Annotated in this window: 15 protein-coding genes; 5 read left to right on the forward strand and 10 right to left on the reverse strand. The window is 70.0% G+C overall.

Features of this window, described 5'->3' with window-relative positions:
• Nucleotide 1: 1 nt before the first annotated feature.
• Together B7K24_RS12060 and B7K24_RS13345 are read right to left on the reverse strand one after the other, a co-directional pair.
• Nucleotides 2–697 carry an HAD-IA family hydrolase gene (locus tag B7K24_RS12060; RefSeq protein ID WP_084130581.1) on the reverse strand — a complete coding sequence of 232 codons (696 nt, stop codon included), beginning with the start codon at nt 695–697 and terminating at the stop codon, nt 2–4.
• On the reverse strand, nt 694–1,122 hold the full coding sequence (locus B7K24_RS13345; protein ID WP_234986699.1) for an RDD family protein: 429 nt from the start codon (nt 1,120–1,122) through the stop codon (nt 694–696). Before B7K24_RS13345 ends, B7K24_RS12060 begins: the two co-directional genes overlap by 4 nt.
• A 184-nt stretch (nt 1,123–1,306) precedes the next feature.
• Between B7K24_RS13345 and glnA the strand changes: the two genes are divergently transcribed.
• On the forward strand, nt 1,307–2,737 hold the full coding sequence (glnA, locus tag B7K24_RS12070; protein ID WP_084130583.1) for a type I glutamate--ammonia ligase: 1,431 nt from the start codon (nt 1,307–1,309) through the stop codon (nt 2,735–2,737).
• A gap of 176 nt (nt 2,738–2,913) precedes the next feature.
• Here glnA and B7K24_RS12075 read toward each other — a convergent pair whose 3' ends face one another.
• Genes B7K24_RS12075 through B7K24_RS12085 form a run of 3 tightly spaced genes read right to left on the reverse strand, consistent with a single transcriptional unit; the run spans nt 2,914 to nt 5,947 of the window.
• Nucleotides 2,914–4,200 carry a cytochrome b/b6 domain-containing protein gene (locus B7K24_RS12075; RefSeq protein ID WP_084130584.1) on the reverse strand — a complete coding sequence of 429 codons (1,287 nt, stop codon included), beginning with the start codon at nt 4,198–4,200 and terminating at the stop codon, nt 2,914–2,916.
• Nucleotides 4,197–5,159, reverse strand: coding sequence for an electron transfer flavoprotein subunit alpha/FixB family protein (locus B7K24_RS12080; RefSeq protein WP_084130585.1), 963 nt, complete (start codon nt 5,157–5,159; stop codon nt 4,197–4,199). Before B7K24_RS12080 ends, B7K24_RS12075 begins: the two co-directional genes overlap by 4 nt.
• 11 nt (nt 5,160–5,170) lie before the next feature.
• Complete coding sequence (locus B7K24_RS12085; protein ID WP_084130586.1) at nt 5,171–5,947, reverse strand: electron transfer flavoprotein subunit beta/FixA family protein; 777 nt, start codon at nt 5,945–5,947, stop codon at nt 5,171–5,173.
• A 92-nt stretch (nt 5,948–6,039) separates the two neighbouring features.
• On the opposite strand from B7K24_RS12085, the gene B7K24_RS12090 reads away from it, so the two are divergent.
• Nucleotides 6,040–8,676, forward strand: a complete 2,637-nt coding sequence (locus B7K24_RS12090; RefSeq protein WP_084130587.1) for a UvrD-helicase domain-containing protein — start codon at nt 6,040–6,042, stop codon at nt 8,674–8,676.
• Between the two features lie 17 nt (nt 8,677–8,693).
• Here B7K24_RS12090 and B7K24_RS12095 read toward each other — a convergent pair whose 3' ends face one another.
• Nucleotides 8,694–9,011 (reverse strand): hypothetical protein, encoded by a 318-nt coding sequence (locus tag B7K24_RS12095; protein WP_084130588.1) that lies wholly within the window; start codon nt 9,009–9,011, stop codon nt 8,694–8,696.
• A gap of 238 nt (nt 9,012–9,249) precedes the next feature.
• Between B7K24_RS12095 and B7K24_RS12100 the strand changes: the two genes are divergently transcribed.
• Both B7K24_RS12100 and B7K24_RS12105 read left to right on the forward strand, forming a co-directional pair.
• Nucleotides 9,250–10,893 (forward strand): glycoside hydrolase family 13 protein, encoded by a 1,644-nt coding sequence (locus B7K24_RS12100; RefSeq protein ID WP_144268296.1) that lies wholly within the window; start codon nt 9,250–9,252, stop codon nt 10,891–10,893.
• Nucleotides 10,894–10,928: 35 nt separating this feature from the next.
• On the forward strand, nt 10,929–11,969 hold the full coding sequence (locus tag B7K24_RS12105) for a LacI family DNA-binding transcriptional regulator (protein ID WP_084130590.1): 1,041 nt from the start codon (nt 10,929–10,931) through the stop codon (nt 11,967–11,969).
• A 55-nt stretch (nt 11,970–12,024) separates the two neighbouring features.
• On the opposite strand, the gene B7K24_RS12110 is transcribed toward B7K24_RS12105, so the two are convergent.
• From B7K24_RS12110 to B7K24_RS12125, 4 genes are read right to left on the reverse strand one after another with little or no spacing between them, the layout of a single operon-like run.
• Complete coding sequence (locus B7K24_RS12110) at nt 12,025–13,125, reverse strand: hypothetical protein (RefSeq protein ID WP_084130591.1); 1,101 nt, start codon at nt 13,123–13,125, stop codon at nt 12,025–12,027.
• Nucleotides 13,126–13,156: 31 nt separating this feature from the next.
• Nucleotides 13,157–14,026 carry a hypothetical protein gene (locus B7K24_RS12115; protein WP_084130592.1) on the reverse strand — a complete coding sequence of 290 codons (870 nt, stop codon included), beginning with the start codon at nt 14,024–14,026 and terminating at the stop codon, nt 13,157–13,159.
• The gene (locus B7K24_RS12120; protein WP_084130593.1) at nt 14,023–17,022 is read right to left on the reverse strand and encodes a bifunctional [glutamine synthetase] adenylyltransferase/[glutamine synthetase]-adenylyl-L-tyrosine phosphorylase; all 3,000 of its coding nucleotides are present in this window, start codon (nt 17,020–17,022) and stop codon (nt 14,023–14,025) included. Before B7K24_RS12120 ends, B7K24_RS12115 begins: the two co-directional genes overlap by 4 nt.
• 7 nt (nt 17,023–17,029) lie before the next feature.
• Complete coding sequence (locus B7K24_RS12125; RefSeq protein WP_084130594.1) at nt 17,030–18,364, reverse strand: glutamine synthetase family protein; 1,335 nt, start codon at nt 18,362–18,364, stop codon at nt 17,030–17,032.
• Between the two features lie 85 nt (nt 18,365–18,449).
• Here B7K24_RS12125 and B7K24_RS12130 point away from each other — a divergent pair, with 85 nt between their 5' ends.
• On the forward strand, nt 18,450–20,090 hold the full coding sequence (locus B7K24_RS12130; RefSeq protein WP_084130595.1) for an NAD+ synthase: 1,641 nt from the start codon (nt 18,450–18,452) through the stop codon (nt 20,088–20,090).
• Nucleotides 20,091–20,379 lie beyond the last annotated feature (289 nt).

Below are 20,379 nucleotides of genomic sequence, written 5' to 3' on the forward strand. Positions count from 1 at the left end.
TTCAGTCGATCGTGAGGCCGATACGCCCGTCGGGCGCCGTACCGACACTCACCTGGGTGAGGTCGTCCACATGCGGCAGCGCGTCAAGCACCTCGGAGCGACCGTGGCCGACGACGACCACGCGGCAGCCCGCGGCCAGGCCGGCCCGCGCGCCCGCGTCGGTGTCCTCGAACACCACACACTCGGCGGGGTCGAGTCCGAGCGCTGCGGCGGCGGCGGCGAAGCCCTCGGGATCGGGCTTGCCGTGCGCGACATCGTCGGCGCCGATCAGCACGTCCGGCACGTCGATGCCCACCGCAGCGATGCGCGCCCTGGCAGGCTCACGGATCGCGGAGGTCACCACGGCCCAGCGCTCACGCGGCAGCGCGTGCACCAGCGCCTTCGCACCGGGGATCTCGACGACCGCGTCGAAGGCGGTGGCCTCCAGGTGGTGAATGTGGTCGATCCAGTGGGCGATCTGATCCTCGTCGTCGAGGTAGCTCGCGACGGTCGCGCGGGACGGGCGCCCGTGGGCGAAGGCGCGCACCTCGACGCCGTCGAACCCGTGGGCGTCGGAGAACTCATTCCAGATGAGGTCGACAAGGGCATTGGAGTCGACCAGGGTGCCGTCCATATCGAAGAGCACGCCCGCGACGTTGAGTTGCTCGCCCGGGTGCGGGGTCGGGCCGGAGCCAGCCGCGGCATCGGCCCCGCTCACGCCGCCGCTCCCCTGGTCTGGACGACGGCCGTCCCGGCCGCACGGTCGTGGAGGCCGCGCCCGTCGGGGCCCCACACCACAGCGGGGATGACCAGCGCGAGCAACACCGTCCGTGTCAGCGCCTTCGCGACACCCACGATGGTCGCGCCGTCGAGCCGCACGACCCGGACGCCCGCCACGCGGTGTCCGATGGTGGTGCCGAGTGACGCGACCAGGATCGCGTGCTGCCCAGCCCAGATCAGCACCGTGGCGAGCGGGTCACCCGCGGACACGATGCGGGCGAGGCCCGTCGCGTCCGCGTAGGCCGCGTCGACGAAGAAGGCCGAAGAGATCACCAGGCACAGCAGCCAATCGACCGCGAAGCCCAGGAGGCGACGTCCCACGAGCGCGCCGGTGGACTGAGGCATGGTGGTCGAGTCGCTCACCCGTCCATCGTAATCGCGTGGGTATAGGGTCGGGAGCGACGCCGATGTCGACGCCCCGTCTGAGGGGGTGCGCCCGGTGGACCCAGGAAACGCGTTTGTAACATTCGGCGAACCTGGGGGAAACCGTCCGACCCTAGGCTGGCCAACGCCAGCTACAGGCACGACCAAATCAAGGAGCACACGGATGTTCAAGACTGCCGAAGAGGCACTCGCGTATGTGAAGGATGAGGCGGTCGAGTACATCGACATCCGCTTCTGCGACCTCCCTGGCGCGATGCAGCACGTCAATGTCCCCGCGGCCCAGTTCGAGACCGTCCTGGAGGACGGCGCGGCATTCGACGGTTCGTCGATCCGCGGCTTCCAGGCCATCAACGAGTCCGACATGAAGCTCATCGCTGACCTTCAGACCGCCTACATCGACCCCTTCCGCAAGGCGAAGACCCTTGTCGTGAACTTCTCGGTCGTGGACCCCTTCACCGACGAGCCCTACTCCCGTGACCCGCGCAACGTCGCGATGAAGGCCCAGGAGTACCTCAAGTCGACCGGCATCGGCGACACCGCGTTCTTCGCCCCCGAGGCCGAGTTCTTCATCTTCGACTCGGTGCGTTACGACACCAACATGCACGAGGGCTACTACCACATCGACTCCTCCGAGGGCTGGTGGAACACCGGTGTGGAGAAGGAGCTCGACGGCTCCCCCAACCTCGGCTACAAGACCCGCGTCAAGGGTGGCTACTTCCCCGTCTCCCCCGGCGACCAGAACGCCGACCTGCGCGACGAGATGTGCACCGTCTTGGGCGAGGTGGGCCTCGAGCTCGAGCGCGCACACCACGAGGTGGGCACCGCCGGTCAGCAGGAGGTCAACTACCGCTTCAACACGCTGCTGCACGCCGCCGACGACCTGATGAAGTTCAAGTACGTCGTCAAGAACGTCGCGTGGAAGAACGGCAAGACCGCCACCTTCATGCCGAAGCCCATCTTCGGTGACAACGGCTCGGGCATGCACGTGCACCAGTCGGTGTGGAAGGACGGCTCGCCGCTGTTCTACGACGAGGCCGGCTACGGTGGCCTGTCGGACATCGCCCGCTGGTACATCGGCGGCATCCTGAAGCACGCGCCGTCGCTGCTCGCCTTCACGAACCCGACCGTTAACTCGTACCACCGCCTGGTGCCCGGCTACGAGGCTCCGGTCAACCTGGTGTACTCGGCCCGTAACCGTTCGGCCGCCGTCCGCATCCCGGTCACCGGCTCGAACCCCAAGGCCAAGCGCATCGAGTTCCGCGCCCCCGACTCGTCCGGTAACCCCTACCTCGCCTTCGCGGCGCTGCTGATGGCGGGCCTCGACGGCATCAAGAACAAGATCGAGCCGCCGGCCCCGATCGACAAGGACCTGTACGAGCTGCCCCCCGAGGAGCACGCCCAGATCCCGACCGTCCCGGACTCGCTGTCCAAGGTGCTCGACGAGCTCGAGCGCGACCACGGCTACCTCACCGAGGGCGGCGTGTTCACCGAGGACCTCATCGCCGAGTGGATCGACTACAAGCGCGCCAACGAGATTGACCCGCTGCGTTTCCGTCCCCACCCGCACGAGTTCGAGCTCTACTACGACTGCTAAGTCGTTTCTGTAGCGTCACCGAAGGCCCGTCGCCCCGTCAGGGGTGGCGGGCCTTCGTCGTACGCGTCGTCCGTCGTATGCGGGCTCAGCCTGCAGCGCTGTGTCGTGGGCGATGGGAGATCACCTGCGCGCAGCGTCGCCCCACGCGACGGACTGCACACCGCGCGAAACGAACCTCAGCGGCTCGAGACAGTGCCGAACTTGCTCGCGACGGGCGCCACGAACATGGGCCGCAGGGCAACGACAGCGCCGACGATGACGACCAGCGACAGTGCAAAGATCACGACGCCGAGCCAGCTCGCATCGTCGCGGCCCGCGTACATGTGGTTGAGGTTCTGGCGTGCGCCCGTGGCGAGCACGAGCCCCACGTGGCCCACGACGAAGGCGACGAAGTAGATCATCACGGGGAAGTGGATCGCGCGGGCGACGGATGCGGGATACAGCCGATCCCACCGCTGCGAGCCGCGCCAATACATGCTCATCCGCACGCCGCTCGCGATGGCAAGCGGCGCCGCGACAAACACCGTCAGGAAGTAGACGATCTGCTGCAACGAGTTGTAGTAGACCCAACCATCTTCGGCGGGCCACTCCAGCGACAGGTACTGCAGCGTGGTGGACACCACGCCCGGGATCACGTCCCAACTGGTGGGCACGATCCGCATCCACTGCCCCGTCGCAAACAGCATCACCACATAGACGACGCCGTTGACCACCCACAGCACGTCGAGCGCCTGGTGGGTCCATGACGGGAGGCCGATGCGCGTGGCGGCCGGGCCGCGCGACGTCCAGTAGGCGGGGGGCCGGCTTTGCCGGCGCACCTGCAGTCCCGTGCGCACGACGAGCACCATGAGGAAGACATTGAAGAAGTGCTGCCACGACAACCAGGTGGGGATGCCGACCGGGGTCTCCTCGGGCTGCGGGGCCCTGCCCGGATAGCGCGCGATGAAGTCCGCGCCGCCCTCGGAACCGACGTACCAGCGGGCGAGGACCACCAGCACGGCGCCCACGATCGCGAGCATGACGGCCGCGAGCATCGCACGGCGCGCATGCGGGTGAAGACTGCGCCGAGCGGTACGGGACGGGGGCGCCGCCTCGGGCGCCACCGTCGCGGACTCGGCGCCGAGGGGCGCATCGGTGGGTGCGGCAGCGTCGGCCGGCGGCTCAGGCGTCGTGCCCGTGACACCGGCCGCGTCATCGTCGCTCGGCGCCTCCACCCACGCGGGCGCGAAGCCCTCATCCGGCCACGGCTGCCCCCCTGCCACACGAGGCAGGCCCCGCCTCAGCGGCACCGTGCCACGCGGCGAGCCGGCGGGCTCGACCACGGCGTGTGCAACGCTCGCGGACTCGTCAAGGGTCGGCTCCTCGGCGGCCACGGCATCGGCTACCCAGGCGGGAACCTCACGCGCGGGAGGCCAGGGCTCGCCTCCGGGGACTCGTGGCAGGCCGCGCCTGACGCCGCTCACGCCTGCTTCCTCGCTTCGAGTGCGGCGATGAGCTGGGGTACGACCTCGAAGAGGTCGCCCACCACTCCGAAGTCGGCGATCTCGAACAGCGGGGCCTCGGCATCGGAGTTGATCACCACGATGGTCTTGGCGGTCTGCATGCCGGAGCGGTGCTGGATCGCACCCGAGATGCCCAGGCCGATGTACAGGTCGGGCGACACCGACACGCCGGTCTGGCCGACCTGGTGTGACGACGCGACGAAGCCCTCGTCGACGGCCACGCGGGATGCGCCGACGGCGCCACCGAACACGTCCGCGAGCTGTTCGACGAGCGCGAACTGCTCGGCGGACCCGAGGCCACGGCCTCCTGCGACCACGGTCGACGCAGTGCGCAGGTCCGGCCGTGACGACGTCTCGACCACGGGCGTGACCGACTCGACGGTGACGCCCGGCATGCCCGAGGGCTCGACGTCGAGCGCCTCCAAGGCGGGTGCCTCGACCGCCTCGGCGCGCGCGTCGACGGCGCCTTCGCGCAGTGTGACAACCGGCGCGCCGAAGGTGGGCGCGGACTCGACCAAGAAGCCGCCGCCGTACACGCTGTGCTGGGCGATGACGCCCTCGTCGTCGCGCGAAACTCCGACCGCGTCGACCGACAGTCCGGCGCGCGTGCGGGTCGCAAAACGGGCCGCGGCCTCGCGTCCCTCCACGGAATGCGAGGCGAGCACCGCCGCGGGACGCACGAGTGCCGCCGCCGCCGCGAGGGCGTCGACACGGTCAACGACGGCGGTGCCCCCAGGAGCCGTGAGCACACGGGTCGCTCCGAGGGCGCCCGCGGCGGGCGCCAGGCTGGCGGCGTCGTCACCGACGATGAGGGTGACGGCTGTTCCCACGAGCGAGGCGGCGCCGATGAGGCCGGCTGCCGATGAGGCGAGGGCGCCATCGGGCTCACGGTCGAGCAGAACAAGGATGGGCTGCGACATGGGGCTCTCCCTTAGGCCAGGCGGTTGTCGACGAGGAACGCAGCCAACTGCTCCCCCGCCGTGCCGTCGTCAACGATCTTCACGCCCGGCGCGCGCGGCGGGCGTGCGGCGGCCGTGAGCATGATGGTGCGAGCCGCATCGGGGTCGTCGGCGTCGACGCCGAGGTCAGCGAGCGTCAGCACCTCGATCTCCTTCTTCTTCGCGGCGAGAATGCCCTTAAAGTTCGGCATCCGGGGCGCGCCGAGCGCCTCGGTGACGGACGCAATCGCGGGTAGCGGCGCGGACACCTTCATGACGGCACCGTCGGAGGCGCGCACGCCCGAGATGCCGTCGTCGGCGAGCGTGACCTCGGACAGCGCGCTCGCGCACGGCAGACGCAGCAGTTCCGACATCGCCGCGGGGACGGCACCGCCGCCACCGTCGGTCGAGGTGTCGCCGGCAAGGATGAGATCGAAGCCCACGTGCGTGGCCGCGGCAGCGAGCACCTGTGCCGTGAGCACGAGGTCCGCGCCAACGAGCGCTTCATCGACCACCTGAACGGTGTGGTGCGCGCCCATCGCGAGCGCCTTGCGCAGACTCGTCTGGCCCAGTTCGGGAGCCATCGCCAGCGTGACGACTTCGGTGTCCTCATGCGCGTCGGCGTACGCCAACGCGACCTCAAGCGCGCGTTCGTCGACCTCGTCCAGGACCGCTTCCTCAGACGTGCGCGTCACCAGACCCGTCTCAAGCGACAGCGTGCGGTCCACATACGTGTCAGGCACCACCTTCATCAGCACCAGGATCTTCATCCGCTTCCCTCCATCAGGCCTTCGAACACCGGGGTAAACGTATCGTGACCGTGAGTGTTTCGGGGCATCGCGGGGTCGGGCAAGATATCCGGATGGCGACCACCTGGACCGGACGTGGCGGATGGACCCTCACCCACGACGGCGCCCTCGTGGCGCTCCACCACCGCGGCTCCACCGAGGAGTTTCGCGGCGCCGAGGCCGCGCGCCTGAACGTCCGGTGGTGGTTCTTTCGTCGCACCCTGACGGTGGCCGATGCGGGCGGCACCCGCCGTTTCACCGGTCTCGGCCGTCGCGACGCCAGGGCCGTACGGGCGACGCTTGCGCGCGTCGCGGCGCGCGGGCACCTGGGCGACGCCCTGGCGCGCGCGAGCGCCGCGGAGGCGGCGCTCGCGCGCCACCTCGACGACAGCATCGGCCGTCGTCACTGGGTGGCCTATGACGACGTCGCCGCGATCGTGGCCGGCTTACCCACCGCCGACGAGGCCCTCGCGCCGTTCAGCGCCGCGGAACGGGCCGCCTTGACCCACCTGCTGACCTCCCGCGAGAGTGCGGCCCTGGAGTTCCTGCAGCGCGATCCCTGGCCCGACGTGGCGCGAGCCAACGCGCGCATCCTCGCGAGCGAACTCGAGCACGAGCGCGCCTTCCTCGATGGCGTCGAGCGCTCGCCGCTGACCACTGAACAGGCGAAGGCCGTCATCTCCCATGACAGCCGCGTGCGCGTCATCGCTGCCGCCGGCTCAGGCAAGACGTCCGTGATGGTCGCGCGCGCCGCCTACGTCCTCCACCGCCGCCTGGTCGCGCCCGGCCGCATCCTGATGCTGGCCTTTAACGCCGACGCCGCGCGTGAGCTACGCGCCCGCGTCGACGCGCGACTGGCCGCCCTGGGGTTGGATGCGTCAGGCGTCGAGGTCAGCACCTTCCATGCCTTTGGCCTGCGCGTCATCGGCGAGGCCACGGGACGCAAGCCCCGCATCGCACCGTGGATCGAACAGAACAGGGACGTCGCGAAGGTCGAGGAGATCGTCGACCGTCTGCGCGACGGCGACTTCGCGTTCCGGTTCCGGTGGGACCTGTTCCGCCTGCTGCACGGCAAGGCGGGGGCATCGCTCGCCTCGGCGCAGCCCGACAGCTACGACCGTGCCACCGGCACCTCGGGCTTCGCGACCTACCGGGGCGACACGGTCAAGAGCGAGGGCGAGCGCCTCATCGCCGACTGGCTGTACCTGCACGGTGTCGAGTATCGCTACGAGCATCCGTACGTCCATGATGTCTCCGACGCCACGCACGGCCAGTACCGCCCCGACTTCTACTACCCCACCGTCGACGCGTGGCACGAGCACTGGGCGCTGCGCGCGGACGGCACCGTGCCGGACGAGTTCGTCGGCTACGCCGAGTCCATGCGGTTCAAACGCGACCTGCACCGACGTCACGGCACCACGTTGGTCGAGACCGCCTGGCATTCGATCCTGGACCATTCGGGTTTCGAGGAGCTGGCGCGCACCCTCGAGTCACTGGGCATCGTGCTCGACTGGAACCCCGACCGCCCCCTGCCCGGCGCAGAGCCCCTCGCCCACGAGCGTTTGGCGCGGCTCATCCGCACCTTCATGGCGCACGTGAAGTCGGGCTCCCTCACTCGCGCCGACCTCGAGGACCGCCTCACGGCCAGGCCCACGTTCGACACGGCCCGCACGCGCCTGTTTCTCGACCTGTACTGGCGCATCCACGACGTGTGGGAGGCGGACCTGCGCGCCGCCGACGCCGTGGACTTCGACGACATGCTGGCGCGCGCGGCCGGGGCACTCGAGGCGGACCCTGCGCTCGCACGCTGGGACCTGGTCATGGTCGACGAGTTCCAGGACACGTCGCGCACGCGAGCGCGGGTCGTGAGGGCCCTGCTCGCCCCGGGACGCCGCCACCTCCTCGCCGTCGGCGACGACTGGCAGGCGATCAATCGCTTCGCGGGCGCCGACCTCGACGTGATGACGCACTTCGCGGGCTTCTTTGGGCCGTCGCTGACCCGCAGGCTCGAGACGACGTTCCGGTGCACGCAGGCGACGGCCGATGTCGCCGGCAGGTTCGTCTCGCGCAATCCCGCGCAACTGGCCAAGTCGGTGAGGTCCGCGGCCGGGACGGGCGGCGCGCCCGTGGTCGTGGTGCGGGTCGCACGCGAAGAGGACATCCCAGGTGCCATCGGGGCCAGGCTGCGCGACATCGCGCGGAAGCATCCGCAGGCGAGCGTCGACGTCCTCGGCCGCTACCGCGCGGACCGCGATCTGCTGCCTCGCGAGGTGCCGCGGGGCCTCAGGACGGCGTTTCGCACCATCCACGCCTCGAAGGGGCTGGAGGCCGACCACATTGTGGTGCCACACCTCGTGGCGGGACGGCGCGGCTTCCCCAGCACCATCGAGGACGACCCTCTCCTCGCGCTCGCGATGGCCGAGCCCGACGACTTCCCCTACGCCGAGGAACGCCGCCTGCTGTACGTCGCCCTCACGCGCGCCCGGCGCACCGTCACCGTGGTCACGGTCGCGGGCCGCGAGTCTCCCTTCGTGCTCGAACTCCTCGACGATCCCGACGTGACGGTCGTGGCGGCGTCGGGCGAACGCGACCAGGTGAGGCGCTGCGAGAGTTGCGGCGAGGGCACGCTGGTGCGACGCCGCGGGCGCTACGGAGATTTCCTCGGTTGCAGCACCTTCCCGCGGTGCACCGCGACGACGCCCCTCGCCTAGATGTAGCGCCCCGGCGATCAGTCGATGCGCGTCAGCGCACTGACCCAGGCGACAGGCCCCGTGGCCAGGTACTCCACCATGACGCGGTCACCGGTGACGGCGTACACGGCGTCGAGCATCGCGTAGGGCGGCGCATCGGTGACGACGACGATGCTCTCGCCGGGCACGAGGCGCGCCACCTGCGCACACGCGAGGCCACCCCACCCCGGCGCCGGAACACCGGAGAGGTCGAGGTCGCGTACGGGTGCGGCATGGGCGCGGGCTGCGCCTCCCGGCACGTGCCCGCGCGCGATCAGATCGATGTCGTCGAGCATGCGGTTCGCGGGCTCGATCATGGCGCACCTCCCGAAGAAGAAAGTCGGGCGGCGCGTATGTCCCGTCCGCGCCGTCCGACTGATTTCAGGCTAGGCCCGTGCGTCGCGCCGAAGACGGGACGAACGTCCCTCGGGGCGCGTTTGCACCCGGGGCCTGCAAGCGTTTACATTGGTGGGCATGCCCGGGGCGCAGACCCCACGTCTCCCGGACGGCACCGCAGCCGCTGCGCGTCGTCCTTCCCCTGCCGAGAGGACCACGATGAGCACCGCAGCCGACGAATGGTGGCGTACCGCCGTCATCTACCAGATCTACCCCCGCTCGTTCGCGGACTCTTCCGGCGACGGCATCGGCGACATGGGCGGCATTACCGCCCGCCTCGGCGACCTCGCGGCGCTGGGTGTCGACGCGATCTGGCTGTCACCCTTCTACACCTCTCCCCAAAAGGACGCCGGCTACGACGTGGCGGACTTCACCGACGTCGACCCGCTGTTCGGTACGCTCGCCGACTTCGACGCCATGGTGGGGCGCGCCCACGAGCTGGGCCTGCGCGTCATCGTCGACATCGTCCCGAACCACAGTTCCGATCAGCACGCGTGGTTCCAGGCGGCGCTCGCCGCCCCCGCGGGCTCCCCGGAGCGTGCGCGCTACATCTTCCGCGACGGCAAGGGTGAAGCCGGCGAACTGCCGCCGAACAACTGGGAGTCGGTCTTCGGCGGTCCCGCGTGGACCCGCACGGTCCACGCAGACGGCACGCCGGGCCAGTGGTACCTGCACCTGTTCGACTCGAGCCAGCCCGACTTCGACTGGTCCAACCCCGAGGTGCTCGACGAGTTCGACCGCGTGCTGCGCTTCTGGCTCGACCGCGGCGCCGACGGCTTCCGTGTCGATGTCGCGCACGGCCTCATCAAGGCCGACGGCTTGCCCGACTTCGCGGTGGCCGACGACGCCAACTCGATGGGCGGTGACGAGGGACCCCAGTCGCCGTACTGGGCCCAGGAGGGCGTGCACGAGGTCTGGCGACGCTGGCGCAGCGTGGTCGACGAGTACGAAGGTGACCGTATCCTCGCGGCCGAGGCCTGGGTGGTGCCACTGTCCAAGATGGCCAAGTGGGTGCGCTCGGACGAGATGCACCAGGCGTTCAACTTCGCCTACCTCGAGACCGACTGGAAGGCCGCGGACCTGCGCGCCGTCATCGACGAGTCCATCGAGGAGTTCGCCGCCGTGGGTGCTCCCTCGACGTGGGTGTTGTCGAACCACGATGTGGTGCGCCACGCGAGCCGCCTGGCGCTGACGGCGGACAACCCGCAGGGTCACGGGATCGGCCCCCGTACCGAGGGCCTACCCGACCCGGTGGTGGGTCTGCGTCGCGGCCGTGCCGCCTCCGCCCTGATGCTGGCGCTGCCGGGCTCCGCCTATGTCTACCAGGGCGAGGAGTTGGGCCTTCCCGAGGCGATCGACATCCCGGATGAGGCCCGCCAAGACCCCACCTGGTTCCGCACCGAGGGCGAGCGCTACGGACGCGATGGCTGTCGCGTGCCGCTGCCGTGGAGGACGGACGCGCCGGCGTACGGCTTCTCCCCCACGGGCCAGACGTGGCTGCCCCAGCCGTCCGAGTGGGCCCTGCTGGCCCGCGATGTGCAGGAGGACTCGCCGTCCTCCACGCTGAGCCTGTACCGCTCCGCGCTGAGCCTGCGACGCGAGCTTGGTCTCGCGAGCGCGACGCTCGAGTGGATCGCCGATGCCCCGGCCGGCGTCCTCGCGTTCCGCTCGGGTGACATCGAGGTGTGGTCCACCATCGACCCCGGCGTGGAGGTCGCGCTTCCGGACGGCGAGGTGCTGCTCGCGTCGAGTGACGTCACCGCTACGATTCCTCCGGACACCACGGTCTGGGTGCGCCGCTAACCCACCCACGGACCGCCCGCGAAGGAGGCGCCACGATGGCTAAGATCCAGAAGGTCGCCGAACTCGCGGGCGTGTCCACGGCGACGGTGTCTCGCGCGTTGTCGGGCAAGGCGTCGGTCTCCCCCGCCACCCGGGCCCGCGTCGAGGCCGCCGCCAAGCAGTTGGGCTACGTCGTCTCCGCGACCGCGTCGTCGCTGGCCTCCGGCCGCACCCGGAATGTGGGCGTGGTGCTGCCCTATCTCGACAGCTGGTTCTTCATGGCCGTCCTGAAGGGAGCCCAACGCACCCTCACGGATGCCGGGTACGACGTGACGCTGTATCACCTGGCGCCCGCTGACGGACTCGAAATGGAATCCGACGTCGCCCACCGTCGCTCGCAACTCTTCGACGAGTTTCTTCGCCGCCAACGCGTCGATGCGCTGATCGCGGTCAACCTCGAACTCGACGACCACGAACGCTCGGCGTTGCGGGATCTCGCCCGCCCCGTCGTGGGTCTCGGTGGACCCATCCCGGGGCTGCACACCCTCAGCCTCGACGACACCAGCGTTGCACGCCTCGCCACCGACCACCTCCTGTCGCTGGGCCACCGCCACATCGCGCACATCACCGGCGACCCCGACTTCGAGCGCGACTTCCAGATGCCTGCGACCAGGCGCGCCGGCTACGACGCGGCCTTGGCCGATGCGGGCATCGAGCCCGATCCCCTGCTCGTTCGCGGGGCGGACTTCACCATCGAGGGCGGCTACGACGCCACGCTGCAACTCTTGGGTGACCCGCGCGTGCACCCGACGGCAATCTTTGCCGCCTCCGACGAGATGGCCATTGGCGCGTTGCTCGCCGCGCGCGACCTGGGCCGTTCCGTCCCGGTGGATCTGTCGGTCATCGGCATTGACGGACACGACCTGGCGGACTTCTTCGGCCTCACCACCATCGATCAGTTCCCCGAAGCGCAGGGCCGTCAGGTGGCGCAAATGGTGGTCGACGAACTCACCGGCAACTCCCCCGAGGCCCTCGACGAAGAGCTGCCGTACGAACTCGTCGTACGCCGCTCGACCGCTCGGGTTAGCGCCGCGTAGCGCGCACCCCGAGGGTCAGCACGGTGTAGCTCGCCCCGCGCACATCAGCTTGCCATTACGAGGGGCGGCGATCCTCGGTGGGCGGGATCGACGGCGGCTGGGCGGCCGCGGCAGCGGCCGACGGCATAGTCGGCGTGTCCTCGTCATCGCCCACCGCGGTCAGCTCTGCCGTCTCGGTCACCTCGTCGGTCACCACGCCGGCCTCCGCGCCGGGAGCCGCGAGGTTCGCTGCTGCAGGCTCGTCGACCTCGGCCCCGTCCGCGCCATCGGCCTCATCGTCACGCCCGGCCATCCCGGGCACGAAGCGCATCGCCAACGCCCACATGCCCGCCAAGACGAGCGCCACGATGCCGAGGGTCAACAGGATGTTCGTGACGGGAGCCAGCGCGGTGTCGCCGATGACGTCCTCGATGAGGGTGCCGAGGCCGCCGTCACGCCCGCCGGGCATGAAGGCAGCGATGGTGCGCGGACCCATCGCGCCCAGCACGAAGGCGATGGCCATGCCGAACAGGCCCGCGGCAATGAGCGCGCGCGGAAGGAAGCGGCGCCATCGGGGCGCGATGGCCACGCCGATCGCGATGAAGGCGACGCCGATCCATATGAACCACGTCGCTACCCACTCCATCGCCGCATAGCCGCTGCGCACGTCCTCGAACGTGTCCGCGTCCACGATCTCCACGGAGTACGCGGGGAACGTGATGTCGGGGATGAAGCCGCCCACGACCGGGATCTCGTCGATCGCGTCGTTCACCCGCGTGCCGAGGTCGATGTCGATGGCGAGCGGGCCGGGCTCACGGTCGGGGTCGGAGATCGCGGCGAGCAACCGGTCCTGCGCCGCGTTGCCCGCGGTCTTCACGGTGGAGAGGAACACATCGGACTGAAGGAAGGTGACCAGTCCGTTGTGGATTTGATCGTCGAGGAGCACGAGCGCGATGTCGCCCGCCTGGCTCTGCACCTGTTCGGCGAGCGCCGCCTGGACCTGGTCGGCGACAAGTTCGGCCGTCTCGGGCGCCTCGAGCGTCGTGGTGACGAGCTTCTCCGCCGCGGTGCCGTTCTCGATGGACGTGACCGCTTGGAGGGACAGCGCCCACACCACGATCAGCATGGATCCGAGCAGCACAAGGAACGCAGAAGCGATGATGCGCAGGTACTTCACGGGATGGTCCCCTCCGGTTGGTGGTCTCAGGCTAGCGGCGTCGAGCCGCCTTGCCGAGCGCCGCAGCGATGGCCGCGCCCACGAGCGCGACCGCGCCGATGAGGAGGGAGCGTTGCGCGATGGCGGGCGCGGCCTCCTCGGTGACGACGGATGCCCACAGCGCGCCGAGGGTGCCCTCGTCACCCCCGGGCAGCACGGCGAGGACCGCGTCCGGATCGACGAAACGCACGACGATCCCGAAGCCGAAGGTCAGCACACCGATCGCGAGGAGGGCCTTGGCGACGAACCAGCGGCGCCGGTGCGTCACAAGCATGCCGATCGCCAACAACGCGAGTCCCACCCAGAGTCCCCATGCGGCGAGCCACGTCATCACTCCATAGGTCGAGCGCACGGTCTCGAAGGTCGCGGCGTCCACGACCTCGAACTCCGCGGGAGGCAGGCTCAGGTCAGGCGCCACCGCCCCGACGGCGGGGATCTCGTCGATGCGCGCATTGACGACGCCGGAGACGTTGACGGCGAGCACCAGCGGCGCGGCCTCGCGGTCGGGGTCGGTGAGGGCCACCACAAACTGGTCGTCGGCGTCCTCGGCCGCGGCGGCCACCGCCTGCTCGAACTCATCCGACCGGACCGCATCGTCCACGGCCGTGCGCACGGTGTCCTCGATGCCCACCGCGGCAGGGTTGACGCCGCTGTCCTCGATGGTGCCGATGACCTGCTCCTTCGCGCGGGTAGAGATGCTCTCGACCACGCTGGGCACGGAAAACGCGGCGCGTGTGAGGCCGCTGAGGGCCGAACCGTCTTCGACCGCACGCACCGCGGCGCTCGAGGCGGCCCACGCGACCACCATGAGGGCGCCCGCGAGGATGCACAGCGCGGAGACGAGCGTGCGGAGCGCCCTCACTCGGTCTCCGTCCAACCGAAGAACACGCGTTCGGTGACCGCGCGCGCTCGCCGCGTCACACGGCCGTAGCGGTCGACCAATTGTGCGCCGGTCAGACGCAGCGACAGGATCCCTGCCAGGACGCCGAGCTCGCGCGAGTCACCCGGCAGCACGTCACGGTCCTTGGTGCGACCACGCAGCGCAATGGCGCCACGCAGGTCGGTAGCGAGGCGCCAGGCCTCGGCGAGGATGGCGGCGTCGGCAGCGTCGATGAGGCCCGCATCGGTCGCCGCCTCGAGCGCCTCCAGGGTGCGGGTGGTGCGCAGGGCGGGATGCGCGTGGGCGTGTTCGAGTTGGAGCCGCTGCACGGACCACTCGACGTCGCTGAGGCCCCCGGGCCCGAGTTTCAGGTGCCGGCGGGGGTCGAGTCCGCGCGGCAGCCTCTCGGACTCCATGCGCGCCTTGAGCGTCCGCATCTGTCGCAGCGCGCCGGCGGGCAGTTCAGGCGGGTAGCGGACCGTGTCGATCATCGTGACGAACGCGGCCGCCAGGTCCTCGTCGCCGGCACAGGGCCGTGCCCGTAGCAGCGCCTGCGCCTCCCACGGATCAGACCAGCGCCCGTAATACTCGGTGCACGAGGCGAGCGAGCGCGCCAGCGGACCGCCCCTCCCCTCGGGCCTGAGGTCCGCGTCGATCTCGAGGCTCGGCTGGCTCGAGACCGCCTGCAGGAGTTTGCGGACCCGCTGCGCGACCTTCACCGCGAGTTTCTGCCCCTCCTCGGCCTCGCCGTCCCACACGAACTGCACATCGGCATCCGAGGTGTAGCCCATCTCCGAGCCGCCATAGCGGCCCATCGCCACCACGAGCATCCGCACCGGCAACGCGTCGAGGCCGGCCTCTCGCGCCACCTCCGCGGTCGCGATCCGCAGGGCACCCTCGATGAGGACGTCAGCGGTATCGGTGACCGAGGCGGCAGCCTCGACGGGCGTGATGAGACCCAGGACGTCGGCCGATGCCACCCGAGCGAGTTCCCGCCGGCGCAGCCCTCGCAGCGAGGTGATGCATTGATCAGCGTCGTCGCTGCGGCGCAGGATCGCGTCGGCCTCGGACCACAGGCGCTCGCGCGGGCGAGGCGCGAGGTCGGCGTCGTTGTCGAGCCACGTGATCGACTCGGCCGACCCGAGCAGGGCGTCGGTGACGTACGCGGAGTTTGACAACAGCCGTGCCAGGCGCTGGGCGGCCGCAGCGGAGTCTCGCAACAGCTTGAGGTACCACTGCGAGTCCGCGAGCTTTTCCGACAGTTTGCGGAAGGCCAGCAGCCCCGCGTCGGGCTCAGCGCCCTGGGCGAACCACCCAATCATCGCGGGCAAGAGTTGACGCTGGATGGCGGCGCGGCGGCTCACGCCGTCGGTGAGGGCCGCGATGTGACGCTGGGCGGCCTGAGCGTCGTCAAAGCCGACGGCGGCGAGGCGGGCGCGCGCGGCGGAGTCGTCGAGCCGGGCCTCGTCGGCGCTGAGCGAGGCCACCATCGGCAAGATGGGCCGGTAGAACATCTCCAGGTGCATGGCCCGCACATCACGCCGGATGTCGTGCCACACCTCGTCCATGTACTCGAGGGTGGCGAAGCCGGAGGCGCGCGCGAGCGCGCGGCGGCCCTCCTCGTCGTCGGGCATGAGATGCGTCCGCTGAAGCTTGCGCAGCTGGAGCCGGTGTTCCCAGACTCGCAGCTGGCGGTACGAGCGCTCCATCTTGGCGGCATCGGCCCTGCCCACATAGCCCCCATCACGCAGGGCGCGCAGCGCCGTCAGCGTGGTGCGTGAACGCAGGGTCTCGTCATGACGGCCATGGACGAGCTGCAAGAGCTGCACCGTGAACTCGACGTCGCGCAGTCCTCCGGCGCCCAGCTTGATCTGGCGGTCGGCGACCTCGGCGGGCACGTGCTCCTCCACCCGCCGGCGCATCGCCTGGGCCCCCTGCACGAAGCCCTCGCGTTCGACCGCGGACCACACCATGGGTTGCACGAGGTCCACGTAGCGCTCGCCGATCTCACGGTCCCCAGCGATGGGGCGGGCCTTCAGGAGCGCCTGGAACTCCCACGACTCCGCCCACCGCTCGTAGTACGCCCGGTGGGACGCGAGGTTGCGCACCAGCGCCCCGTCTTTGCCTTCGGGGCGCAGGTTGGCGTCCACCTGCCACAGCGGCGGCTCGGCGCCGGGCTTGTCGCAGGCGCGTGAGGCGGCGGCGGCAAGCCGAGTCGCGGCCTTGATCGACGCCTCCTCGCTCGCACCGTCGGCAGGCTCGGCCGCGAAGATGACGTCGACGTCGGAGACGTAGTTGAGCTCCCGACCGCCACACTTGCCCATGCCGATGATCACTAGGCGGGTGTTCACATGCGTGGGAAGGTCGGCGCGTGCCACCGCGAGGCCTGCCTCCAACGCGGCGCCCGCGAGGTCAGCGAGGGCACGGCCCACCTCCGGGAAGATCGCCGGCGGCGTTGCGTGGTAGAGGTCCTCGGCCGCCACCCGCAGGAGCTGGCGCCGGTAGGCCACTCTCATCGCTCCCACGCCGGCGTCGCCGGTGACCGTCGCGACGGGCACCTCGGCGGCGGAGTCGGCGCCGACGGCCTCCAACAACGCCGCGCGGACATCCACCGCGGTGAATGACTGGCCCTCGGGCCACGCCGCGAGGTCGGCGAGGTACTCGGGATGGCGGATGAGGAAGTCGCCCAACGCGAGGGAGCCGCCCAGGAGGACGCCCAGCCGCGCGCCCGCCTCCGTGTCGCGCAGGGCGGTGAGCGTGTCGAGGTGACCGGCGTCGCGGGCGGACTCGGCCAGCCGCAGGAGCTGGAGCAGGCCGGAGTCGGGATCGGCGAGGTATGACAGCGCGTGCGCGGGGTTGTCGATCGTCACCCCGGTGATCGCCTCGATCTGGGCGATCAGGTCAAGGGCGCGCGTCGCATCGGCCACCCCCGCCCGGCGCAGAAGAGCGGACGGGGAGGCCTCGCGAGAACCGGGCACGGTTGCCTTACAGGACGGGCAGGTACTGCTCGAGCTCGAACGGCGTCACCTGCGCGCGGTACTGCTCCCACTCCGCGCGCTTGTTGCGCAGCACGAAGTCGAAGACGCGCTCGCCGAGGGTCTCGGCGACGAGCTCGGAGCGCTCCATGGCCCAAATCGCCTCCGACAGCGACGACGGCAGCGGCTCGTAACCCATGGCCTTGCGTTCGGCGTTGGACAGCTCCCACACGTCGTCCTCGGCGCCCTCGGGCAGTTCAAGTCCGTCCTCGATGCCCTTGAGGCCCGCGGCGAGCAGGACCGAGAACGCGAGGTAGGGGTTGGCTGCCGAGTCCATGGCGCGATACTCCACGCGCGTCGACTGGCTCTTGCCCGGCTTGTGGATGGGGATACGCACCAGGGCTGACCGGTTGTTGGAGCCCCAGCAGACATACGACGGCGCCTCGGCCCCGCCCCACAGGCGCTTGTACGAGTTGACGTACTGGTTGGTGATCGCGGTGATCTCGGGGGCGTACTTGAGCAGACCCGCGATGAACTGACGTGCCACCGGCGACAGGTTGTGGTCGGCGCCGGCCTCGTAGAACGCGTTGCGATCGCCCTCGAACAGGCTCAAGTGGGTGTGCATGCCGGAGCCTGGGCCGTCGAACAGCGGCTTGGGCATGAAGGAGGCGAAGATGCCCTGCTCGAGCGCGACCTCCTTGATGACGGTGCGGAACGTCATGATGTTGTCCGCCATGGACAGCGCGTCGGCGTAGCGCAGGTCGATCTCGTTTTGGCCCGGGCCTGCCTCGTGGTGCGAGAACTCGACCGAGATACCCATGGACTCGAGCATGGTGATGGCCTCGCGGCGGAAGTTGTGCGCGGTGCCGCGAGGCACGTTGTCGAAGTAGCCGGCCTTGTCGACGGGCTTGGGCGCCTCGCCGGGCTGCGGCTTTTCCAGCAGGTAGAACTCGATCTCGGGGTGCGTGTAGAACGTGAAGCCCTGCTCCGACGCCTTGTCCAGGGTGCGCTTGAGCACCTGACGAGGGTCGGACAGCGCGGCCTCGCCGTCGGGCGTCTGGATGTCGCAGAACATGCGAGCGGCCCCCTGACGGGCGCCGCGCCACGGCAGGATCTGGAACGTCGACGGGTCCGGGATGGCGAGCATGTCCGCCTCGTACACGCGCGTCAGGCCCTCGACGGCCGAGCCGTCGAAGCCGATGCCCTCGCTGAAGGCGTTCTCGAGCTCCGCGGGAGCGATCGCCACCGACTTCAGTACACCCAACACGTCGGTGAACCACAGCCGGATGAACCGGATGTCCCGCTCCTCGACACTGCGGAGCACGTATTCCTGCTGCTTGTCCATGCGCCCATCCTGCCCTATCCATGTGACATCCGCGTAACGCCTGGCACGCGCGTGGCGCCCGGGGCCCGCCTATTAGGCTGGCCGCATGTCAGACCTCCGCATCGCGCTCGCCCAGGTCAACCCCTGCGTGGGCGATATCGCTGGTAATGCCGCACTTGTGCTCGACCGGTGCCGCGCCGCCGAGGCCGCCGGCGCCCGCCTGGTGGTGTTCCCCGAGATGGTGATGACGGGCTACCCCATCGAGGACCTCGCATTGCGCGAGAGCTTTCAACGTGCCGCGGCAGGCGCCGTCGAGTCGCTGGCAGCCGACCTCGACGCCGCTGGCCTGGGCGACCTCACGGTGATCGTCGGCACGCTCGGCGTCGCGCACTCGGGCCGCCCGTTCAATCAGGCGGCGGTCCTCACGGGCGGTGCGGTCGTGGCGCGCTACAACAAGCACCACCTTCCCAACTACGGCGTCTTTGACGAGCGTCGCATCTTCGCCGCGGGCGAGGATCCCTGCGTGGTCGAGGTGGAGGGGCGCCGCGTCGGCGTGGTGATTTGCGAGGACATCTGGGTCGATGGCGGGCCCGTCGACCAGGTTGCCGGCGAGGGCGTCGACCTCATGGTGGTCCTCAACGGCTCCCCCTTCGAGGAGGGCAAGGGGCGCGTGCGCACCGACCTGGCACGCCGTCGCGCGGCCGAAGTCGCCGCCCCCCTGGCCTACGTGAACCTGTGGGGCGGTCAGGACGACCTCGTCTTCGACGGTCACTCCTTCATCGTCGGCGCCGACGGCGCCTGGCTGGCCAACGCGCCCGGCTTCGAGGACGCGCTGCTCACCTGGGATCTTCCTGCGGCCGATGCCGTGGCTGCGCCAGGCTCGGTCGTGGACTTCGCGTCGGACACCGAGCAGGTGTATTGGGCCTGCGTCACGGGGCTGCGCGACTACGTCGTCAAGAACGGCTTCCGCTCGGTCATCCTGGGGATGTCCGGCGGCATCGACTCGGCCCTGACCGCGGCAATCGCCGCCGACGCCATCGGGGGCGACAACGTGGTGGGCGTGTCCATGCCCTCGTCGTTCTCGTCCGAGCACTCCAAGGACGACGCCGCCGACCTCGCCAAGCGCCTGGGTGCCGACTACCGCGTCGAGCCCATCGCGGCCATCGTCGATGCCTACCAGACCCAGCTGGCGCTCACCGGGGTGGCGGAGGAGAACCTGCAGGCCCGCGTGCGTGGCGTCATCCTCATGGGAATCTCCAACCGCGAGGGCCACCTGGTGATCGCGCCGGGCAACAAGTCGGAGCTGGCGACGGGCTACGCGACCATCTACGACGCGGGCTCGATCGGCGGCTTCGCTCCCCTCAAGGACGTGGACAAGTCGCGAGTATGGGAGCTGGCGCGCTGGCGCAATGCCCTCGCCGCCGAGCGCGGCGAGGTCGAGCCCATTCCGGTCAACTCGATCGAGAAGCCGCCGAGCGCCGAGCTGCGTCCCGGTCAGACCGACCAGGACTCCCTGCCAGCCTATGACTTGCTCGACGAGGTGCTCGATGCGTACGTCGAGCACGCCGAGGGCCGTGAGGAACTGCTGGCGCGCGGTTTCGACGAGGCCGTGGTCGACCGCGTCCTCCAGCTGGTGGATCGTGCCGAGTGGAAGCGCCGACAGTACCCGCCGGGCCCCAAGGTCACCGCGCTGGCGTTCGGCCGCGACCGTCGCCTCCCCATCACGAGCCGCTGGCGAGAGGTGTAGCCAGCCCGGCCACGGCATCGGCCGTCTGCCTCCGCCCTCCGATGCCGCAAATGGCCACATCTGCGGCTCCACCGGGCCTTGGGTTCTAGTTTCCAGTGCAACACCTCTGTTTTCGGAGGTGGCGGATGACGTATCCGCGTGCTGTTCGTGTTCAAGCTCTGGTGCTGATGGGTGCAGGGCGTCGTGTCCGTGATGTGGCCGTCGAAGTCGGCGTGCCGTTCAAGACGGTCGAGAAATGGTGGCGAGACTGTGGCGGCGTGAAGCCTTCAGTCTCGAACAAGCCTCGCCG

The organism is Demequina sp. NBRC 110055 (assembly GCF_002090135.1).
Lineage (GTDB): Bacteria > Actinomycetota > Actinomycetes > Actinomycetales > Demequinaceae > Demequina.

Excerpts from the sequence above, each read along its gene's own strand:
- B7K24_RS12130 (WP_084130595.1), top strand. The coding sequence starts at position 18,450 with ATGTCAGACCTCCGCATCGCGCTCGCCCAGGTCAACCCCTGCGTGGGC.
- B7K24_RS12080 (WP_084130585.1), bottom strand. The coding sequence starts at position 5,159 with ATGTCGCAGCCCATCCTTGTTCTGCTCGACCGTGAGCCCGATGGCGCC.
- B7K24_RS12090 (WP_084130587.1), top strand. The coding sequence starts at position 6,040 with ATGGCGACCACCTGGACCGGACGTGGCGGATGGACCCTCACCCACGAC.
- glnA (WP_084130583.1), top strand. The coding sequence starts at position 1,307 with ATGTTCAAGACTGCCGAAGAGGCACTCGCGTATGTGAAGGATGAGGCG.
- B7K24_RS12100 (WP_144268296.1), top strand. The coding sequence starts at position 9,250 with ATGAGCACCGCAGCCGACGAATGGTGGCGTACCGCCGTCATCTACCAG.
- B7K24_RS12125 (WP_084130594.1), bottom strand. The coding sequence starts at position 18,364 with ATGGACAAGCAGCAGGAATACGTGCTCCGCAGTGTCGAGGAGCGGGAC.
- B7K24_RS12105 (WP_084130590.1), top strand. The coding sequence starts at position 10,929 with ATGGCTAAGATCCAGAAGGTCGCCGAACTCGCGGGCGTGTCCACGGCG.
- B7K24_RS12095 (WP_084130588.1), bottom strand. The coding sequence starts at position 9,011 with ATGATCGAGCCCGCGAACCGCATGCTCGACGACATCGATCTGATCGCG.
- B7K24_RS12085 (WP_084130586.1), bottom strand. The coding sequence starts at position 5,947 with ATGAAGATCCTGGTGCTGATGAAGGTGGTGCCTGACACGTATGTGGAC.